The sequence below is a fragment of the Actinomadura sp. 7K507 genome, from assembly GCF_004348425.1.
In the GTDB taxonomy this organism is placed as follows: domain Bacteria; phylum Actinomycetota; class Actinomycetes; order Streptosporangiales; family Streptosporangiaceae; genus Spirillospora.
On sequence record NZ_SMKK01000050.1, the window covers coordinates 37,657 to 44,452 of the forward strand.

Genomic DNA, 6,796 nt, shown 5'->3' on the forward strand with positions numbered 1-6,796 from the left:
CCGCCCGCCCTGTGACGGTCAGAGTGTGCCGCGTCTGTAGTCGCGGTACTGGGACGCCAGCGTGGCGGTGTCGTAGGCGGGCCACAGGGTCAGGGCACCGTTGTCGCGGTCGACGACGAGGACGTGCTCGGGTGCCTCGGGCGGCGGTGTCGCGGGCCGGGCGACGAAACCCTCGTCGAAGGCTTCGATGGACATCCGGACGGGGTTGCCGGTGGTGCGGGTGTACCAGGCGTCGGCGCGGCGCCAGGCTTCGGGTCGGTCGACCGGGTGCGCCTGGAGTGCGTAGGCGGCCAGGACATCGGAGATGCTGCGGATCGTGCGGCAGCGGTCGACGCCGCAGGCCAGGCAGACGAGCCGGTCATGGGGGTCGCGTCCGTAGCGGTGGGCGGTCACGACGGTGGTCAGCGCGGCGGACGTCGCCAGCGTCAGCATCCGGCCGGTCCGCAGGAAGGACAGGCTGTAGGGGTCGAGGGCGCCGGTGTTGGCTTCGGCGAGGGAGTCGAGGGCGTGGGGGTCGGTGCGCATGGCGGCGGTCATGGCGGACCGCACTTGGGCAGCGGTCCACTCGCGCAGGTCGCGGGCGTTCACGCTGCTTCGCCCGGGAAGGCGGAGAAAAGGGCGGTCACGGTGCGGGAGCGGTCGTTGCCGAACCAGCCCCAGCCGGACGCGAGGAGGGAGACGGTGAGCAGGCCGCGCCCGGACTCGGCGTCGTCGGGGGCGTCGGCGACGACGGGTTCGGACGGGGCGCCCTGGTCGCTGACGGCGACGGCGACCGCGCCGTCCCAGCGGGTGATCTCGACGGTGAAGGCGCCGCCGGGCTGGCCGGACTTGGTGTGCCGCAGCGAGTTGACCACGAGTTCGTCCACGGCCAGGAGCATCTCGTCCAGCAGCGGGCAGCCTGCCAGGAGGGCGGTGGCGAAGCGGCGGGCGGTGCGGGCCTGGTCGAGTTCGCCGGGGAAGGCGCGCCGCCAGCGCTGCGCACTCGCCGGGACGGACGGGATGGTCATCGGGTAGGACATCGGGTTCCTCAGCGCATGGTGGCCGGTTCGTCATCGTGCGTGCTCATCATCACGCCACCGACCGGCACGCACCCGCGAAATGCCTCGTCAGGCCGCTGATCGGCACGCTCAAGTGACGGGTGTCGGCCAGCGCCGCGGCAGAGGTTCGAACGTCCGCGGATTGGACGTTCACGTGGTGGGTCCTGATCCGTCAGGCTCGGAGACGGGCGTTCGCCATGACGACGCGGCCCGCGAGTCCGGTGATCTGGGCGTGGAGTTCTCCCGAGGTCGCCAAGTCGAGACCCGATCGGGCGACCGAACTCATCGCGGCCCGGACGGCCTCCCGTGCTTCCCGGGGCTCGGCGGGGTCAGGTGCGATGGCTGCACCGGCTCGTGTCCCCACCGCGAGGCGGTACGTGGGCAGGCGGCCCACGCCCCTCTCGCTCAAGGGGGCGCCGCCGGCACCGCCAGCAGCACGTATTGGATCCGCCGGTGCCGCCAGCGTGCACGCGGACTAAAGAACCCTGCACGCAAACATAAGACGGGATCGGCCACGGCCTGCACTAATTAGCGATGAAGGCCACAAGCAGCGGAAATCCCAAGCCGTGCGGGCTCCTGAATTCGGACCGACGCGCGGACTGGCAACCGGCCCCGGGTTCGGGGTGAAGGGAGACACAACGATGTCGGCAGCCATGAGGCGACCTCGGCGACTCCTGGGCATCGCCGCGACCGTGGCGGCAACTGGTGCGATGGTCGCCGCCCCGGCGTCCGCGCAGACGCTCACGGCCGCACCGGAACCACCCGGGGCGGCCCCGGCCAACCCAGGCCCCTCCAAGGTGTCCGCGGATGCGGGCGCGGCAGACATCATCGTCTACAACCCGAAAGTCACCGCCCCCAGAGGGGGGCAAATTCCATTTTCCAGCACAAAGAAGCCGCGCGGAGTCGACCACCGCTCGTTCCTGAAGTGCTCATCCCCCGGCACGGTCTGCCTGCACACGCCCCACCGACTCGACGACGATCACCAGTACTGGGCCACCTTCACACTCTTCGAGTACGGAACGTATTACCTCAGCGGCTTCAGTTACAACGGTAGAAGCGCCCTGCAGAACCACCAGTACGACAGGGCGACAGCCATAACGGAGAGAAATGACCACAGCGACATCGCCTGCTTCGAAGCCGCAGGGACACGCTTTTACGCCGTGAACTACTATCCTGTCTGGCACGTCAAGCTTTCTCCCGTCCAGTCGTGCTAGAGGTGGTCACCGAAACCGGCGGCCAGCAGGGCGCCGGCAGGCGAGCGCACGCCGAGCCGGAGACGAGCGGTCTGGGTCCGGATCGGCTCTCTGGCTTTCGTGGTCGGGCCGCGATTCCGCCTTCAAGCTCGATGACTTTCGTTCACGTCGACGGTCAGCACCAGTGACCACTCACTCCAGCGGAAGGAACCACTCTGATGACGCAGCACGCGTACGCATCGGTGAACGGCATCGAGCTCTACTACGAGGTGCACGGAGCGGACCACCCCGGACCTCCGCTGATCATGCTGCACGGCGGCGTGCAGACGTTCCATCTGAGCTTCGACGCATTGCTGCCGGAGCTGACCGGCGACCGTCAGGTGATCGGTGTCGAGCTGCAGGGACACGGTCATACCGCCGACCGCGACGGGGAGTTCAGCATCGGGCAGTGCGCGGCCGACGTGGTGGCGTTGCTGGACCACCTGAACCTCGACCGGGCCGACTTCTTCGGCTACAGCCTGGGCGGGCTGGTCTCGACCGAGGTCGCCACCACCCACCCGGAACGGGTCGGCCGGGTGGTGCTGGCCGCGTCGCACTTCCGCCCGGACGCTTACTACCCGGAGATCACGGCGCCGGAGCAGGACTCGCCCCGGCTGCCGACCGAGGAAGAAGGCGCGGCCATGTACCGCGCCTACACCGAGGCGGCGCCCGACCCGGACCACTTCTCCGCGTTCCTGGAGAAGATCCAGCCGGCCGTGCACGACTTCGAACCATGGACGGACGAGCAACTGGCCCGACTGACCATGCCGATCCTGATGATCATCGGCGACACCGACTTCGTCCGGCCCGAGCACGCGGTCGAGATGCACAACCGGTTGCCGGACTCGCAGCTGGCCATCCTGCCCGCGACCAGGCACATGGATGTCACCGCGCGGACCGACCTGGTCCTGCCGATGGTCAAGACCTTCCTGCGACGCTGACGAACCCTGCGCCGGCAGACGAGGCGAGCTGGCCGACCACCATCGCGGGATCGTCCTGCTTGACCCGGAACCGGAAGCGGGGCCGACCGCTTCACCGGGACACCGGAGCAGATCGACAGCGCGGTGGGGTGGTGTGCGAGCTGATGGGAATCGACCGGTCCGCGCTCACCGTGGAACTCTTCGACCGGACGGCCGAGGACGAGAAAGCGGCCGGGCAAGGAGCGTCGCGCCGTCGGCCACTACTACGTCAGGGACGGCCGGGCGGTCGTCGGGCTCGGGCTGGGCTACCTCACGGAACGCGAGTTCGGTTACGCGATGGCCTGCTACGCATGGCTGCGCCGTGACCCCGAGCCCGACTGGGCGGGTGAACTCGACCCGGGCCCGTGCGTCTATCTGAAGCAGGGCCTCGCCTACCTCTCACGCAATGCCCCGGCCTGACGAATTCCCGACCCGCAGGACCGGAACGGTGCCCCTCTCGGTCCGCGTGGTTTCGAAGGCCGACCGTGTGTGGCTCGCCGGCCTGTACCTGATGTTCACGCCGACCAAGTGGCCCCGGACGCCCCGGGCCACCGTCCGTCGTGAGGCCCCGGGCATCGCCTCCTGGCCGACACTCGCCCAAGCTCTTGAACACATGGGGCTCGGGCGTCCATCCGGCTTCACTCACGAGGCGATGTGCCGACCATGGGACGGGCGATTCGCGCCCGCATCGGATTTCCGGTCGGGCCAAGTCCATCCCCTTCCACCTGGCCGACGGACGGCTTGGATTCGCCGCGATTCGCCAAGGGGGACGGCTACCTCACCGCACTCGGCCTCACAATCAGACCCATGACCCATAACGCGAGCACACCGGAGCCGTGCGGTTCTCTCTGCCCGTAGGCCACCGTCGAGGTGTTCGTGCACCGGAGCACTTCCGCCCGCCGCGCGAAAAGTCCAGAATGGCCTTGTCGATCTTTCACCCGGGGGCCTGCCATGAATCGTCGATGGGCTGTGCTGGTGGCGTTCTGCCTGACACTGGCGGTCGGCTGCGGAGGCGGGGAGCCCGAACCGCGCGCCGGCGCCTCCCAGTCGGCGAGCCAGCCCACCACTGAACCGGCTACCGAATCGCCGGTCATCGGCGACCTCTACCTCGACCGGGGTGACTGTGTACGCGAGGAGAAGAAGGACACCGAGACGGCCTATCCCGAAGTCGCCTGCGACGACCGGCGGGCAGTGGCCAAGGTGCTGTCGCGCTATCTGGACGACACGGTGACCGATCTCCGCGGCAGCGACTGCATGGACGACACCGACCTTCTGGTTGACATGCGCGCGAGCCTTGGGCTCCTAGGCGCGGCCGCGCGCGCCGATGAGGGCTACGCCTGCCTACGCAATCTGAAAGAACCACACCCCAGCGACCCGGGCCGCGGCGGAGGTCCGGGCTTGCGGGTCGGCGACTGCGTCAAGGTCACCGAGAGCGAACTCGGTTCCGGGCTGATCCGACGGTCCATGGGCGCCGAACTCCCGTGCAAGGGAAGCAAGCGCGGCTCGACCTACCGCATCGTCAAGATCTCGACGGAGAAGCGCTACGCGGGCGGCGACTGTCCCGACGCGGCGGAGGAGTTCAGACCCACCTCGCTGTCGGGCGAATCCGACGTACTGGAAGAGGTGGAGTTCTACTGCGCAGTCGAACGCTGATCGGAGACAACGAACCCTCGTTCGTCCAGGCCGGTTGCCCGCAAGAGTCTCAGCGAACCGCCGGGACTCGCCGCGATCCAAAATGAGTTCGGGGCCATCAGGATGCTCGCCATGGCCGCGCCGTGGATCGCGCGGTCGGCGGGCGTCCAGTCGACGTGGTGGGCGCCCGTAGCGGCCTCACCCGGCGTGCGCCTGTCGCATGCGGAGAAATGCGCAACCGATCGCTGACCGGCTTGCGCCCGTGCGGCATTTTTCCTGCTGGCGATGAAACCTGGAAGCTGACGGTGCTGTAGGTCCCGGTGGCCATAACTGGGTGCCATGTTCACAGAACCGAACCGGGGTGATGGCAGCCACGTTCAAGGCCGTACGCGTGACGGACGGTGTCGCCGTGGGCAATGAGCCGCCGGTCGGCTACGTCGCCGTGAATCCGATGGCACGGGTCCCAACCCGGCGGGCACCAGTTCGCCTGTCAGAACAACGGTTACCGTCACACGGCTACGCATCGCCTGATCGGCCCATACAGTCATCAAGTCTGACAAATGAGACGTCACCGTATTCATTGAATGGCGAGGATCAAACCATCGAAAAGTCTGCATTCGACGCAGAAGGGAGACGAAGTAACGCTGAAACCAACAACCGGTAACGCAGAACGGCAGGTACGACCTCGGAGGACCGATATCGGCACGTGCAAAGTTCGGACGTGCGCGATTACATGGGGCCGGTGTGGCCCAGGCGTAAGCCCCGCGCGTCAAGCCACACCCCGTGTGGGCCGTCCGACCCCCTGATGCCCTGAGGCCGGTTCACCTCCCCCAGGGAAAGGGCCGCGGGCGTGGGCGTAGAAGACACCACCAAGACCGACACTCGCACCGAGACGACGGACAAGCCCGCTTCCCAAGAGCGCCCCTACACGCCACCGCCCGACAACCCCGGCTCCCCCGGCCAGCCGTCCCGCCTGGAAAGCCTCCGTCGCGCCCGCGAACAGCAAGAAGGCGGATCGCAGCAGACCCAGGACAAGGACGCCGGCACCAAACCCGCCGAAGAACGCGACGACAAGACAGTCTCAGGACAGACCGGCAGCGGGAACGAGAAGGCGGAGACCTCCGGCAAGCCCGAGGCCGAGGACAAGCAGCAGCGCCAGGACGAAGACCAGCGCGAGGACGACGGCAGGCCCGGAAGCGACCAGCCCGGACGCCAGGACAAGCGCAACGACGAACCACGCTCCCAAGAGCAGGACAGCAAAGTCGGCCGCGAGGCTGACACCGGCACACCCGGCGACCGCGACCGGCCCCAAGCCCAGACCGCTGAGCAGCGGGCCGACACCCGCACCGAGCCCGCCGACAGACCCGCCTCGTCCGAACGCCGGTGGACGCCGCCGCCCGACAACCCCGGCTCCCCAGGACAGCCGTCCCGCCTGGAAAGCCTCGCCCGCGCCCGCGAAGAGCAAGAACGGCGATCACAGCAGAGCGAGGGCACCGACACCGGCAGCCTCCCAGCCGAGCAGCCCGCCACAGCGCAACCCGAGAACGACGGTGCCAACGCGGAGCCGACCAGCAAACCCGAGGCCGCCGCCCCGGAACAGGACGCGGGTAGCCCGAGGACTAACGAAGGCAGAACCGTGGACGGGCCCAAGGCGGACGCCGCCGAAGCGTCTCCCGCCCCGGAACAGGAGGACGCCCGTGGTGCGGACAAGCCCACCGACGACGGCCGCGAACCTCGTCCCGAACCAGCGGGGCAAACCACCGACCAGCCCACCGGACCACAAGAACCCCGTCCAGCCACCACAACCGGCGAACTGGCCCCTCAGGAGCGCCCCACCGACCCGCCGCGAACCGTCGAACAAGGCTCTCAAACCCCGGACGGCCCCGCCGACGACAGCGACCAACCCCGCACCGAACCAGCCGAACAACCCACCGCC

Annotated in this window: 7 protein-coding genes; 5 read left to right on the top strand and 2 right to left on the bottom strand. The window is 68.5% G+C overall.

Features of this window, described 5'->3' with window-relative positions; translation table 11 throughout:
• Nucleotides 1-18: 18 nt before the first annotated feature.
• Nucleotides 19-588, bottom strand: a complete 570-nt coding sequence (locus E1285_RS14020; protein ID WP_132151958.1) for a hypothetical protein — start codon at nt 586-588, stop codon at nt 19-21.
• A complete protein-coding gene (locus E1285_RS14025; protein WP_132151960.1) occupies nt 585-1,019 on the bottom strand; it encodes an ATP-binding protein in 435 nt (144 codons plus the stop codon). The genes E1285_RS14020 and E1285_RS14025 overlap by 4 nt, the downstream gene beginning before the upstream one ends.
• A 659-nt stretch (nt 1,020-1,678) precedes the next feature.
• Between E1285_RS14025 and E1285_RS14030 the strand changes: the two genes are divergently transcribed.
• From E1285_RS14030 to E1285_RS14045, 5 genes are all read left to right on the top strand, one after another.
• Nucleotides 1,679-2,251 carry a hypothetical protein gene (locus E1285_RS14030; RefSeq protein WP_132151962.1) on the top strand — a complete coding sequence of 191 codons (573 nt, stop codon included), beginning with the start codon at nt 1,679-1,681 and terminating at the stop codon, nt 2,249-2,251.
• A gap of 197 nt (nt 2,252-2,448) precedes the next feature.
• Nucleotides 2,449-3,210: an alpha/beta fold hydrolase gene (locus E1285_RS14035; protein WP_132151964.1), complete on the top strand. Its 762-nt coding sequence runs from the start codon at nt 2,449-2,451 to the stop codon at nt 3,208-3,210.
• Between the two features lie 315 nt (nt 3,211-3,525).
• The gene (locus E1285_RS48160; protein WP_279510062.1) at nt 3,526-3,648 is read left to right on the top strand and encodes a hypothetical protein; all 123 of its coding nucleotides are present in this window, start codon (nt 3,526-3,528) and stop codon (nt 3,646-3,648) included.
• Between the two features lie 531 nt (nt 3,649-4,179).
• Nucleotides 4,180-4,881 (top strand): hypothetical protein, encoded by a 702-nt coding sequence (locus tag E1285_RS14040; protein ID WP_165966610.1) that lies wholly within the window; start codon nt 4,180-4,182, stop codon nt 4,879-4,881.
• A gap of 829 nt (nt 4,882-5,710) precedes the next feature.
• Nucleotides 5,711-6,796 (top strand): hypothetical protein (locus E1285_RS14045; protein WP_132151968.1); only part of this gene is annotated, 1,086 nt, incomplete at its 3' end.

What these genes read in the sequence shown, in the direction of transcription:
- E1285_RS14025 (WP_132151960.1), bottom strand. Translation starts at nt 1,019, where the DNA reads ATGTCCTACCCGATGACCATCCCGTCCGTCCCGGCGAGTGCGCAGCGC.
- E1285_RS14040 (WP_165966610.1), top strand. Translation starts at nt 4,180, where the DNA reads ATGAATCGTCGATGGGCTGTGCTGGTGGCGTTCTGCCTGACACTGGCG.
- E1285_RS14035 (WP_132151964.1), top strand. Translation starts at nt 2,449, where the DNA reads ATGACGCAGCACGCGTACGCATCGGTGAACGGCATCGAGCTCTACTAC.
- E1285_RS48160 (WP_279510062.1), top strand. Translation starts at nt 3,526, where the DNA reads ATGGCCTGCTACGCATGGCTGCGCCGTGACCCCGAGCCCGACTGGGCG.
- E1285_RS14030 (WP_132151962.1), top strand. Translation starts at nt 1,679, where the DNA reads ATGTCGGCAGCCATGAGGCGACCTCGGCGACTCCTGGGCATCGCCGCG.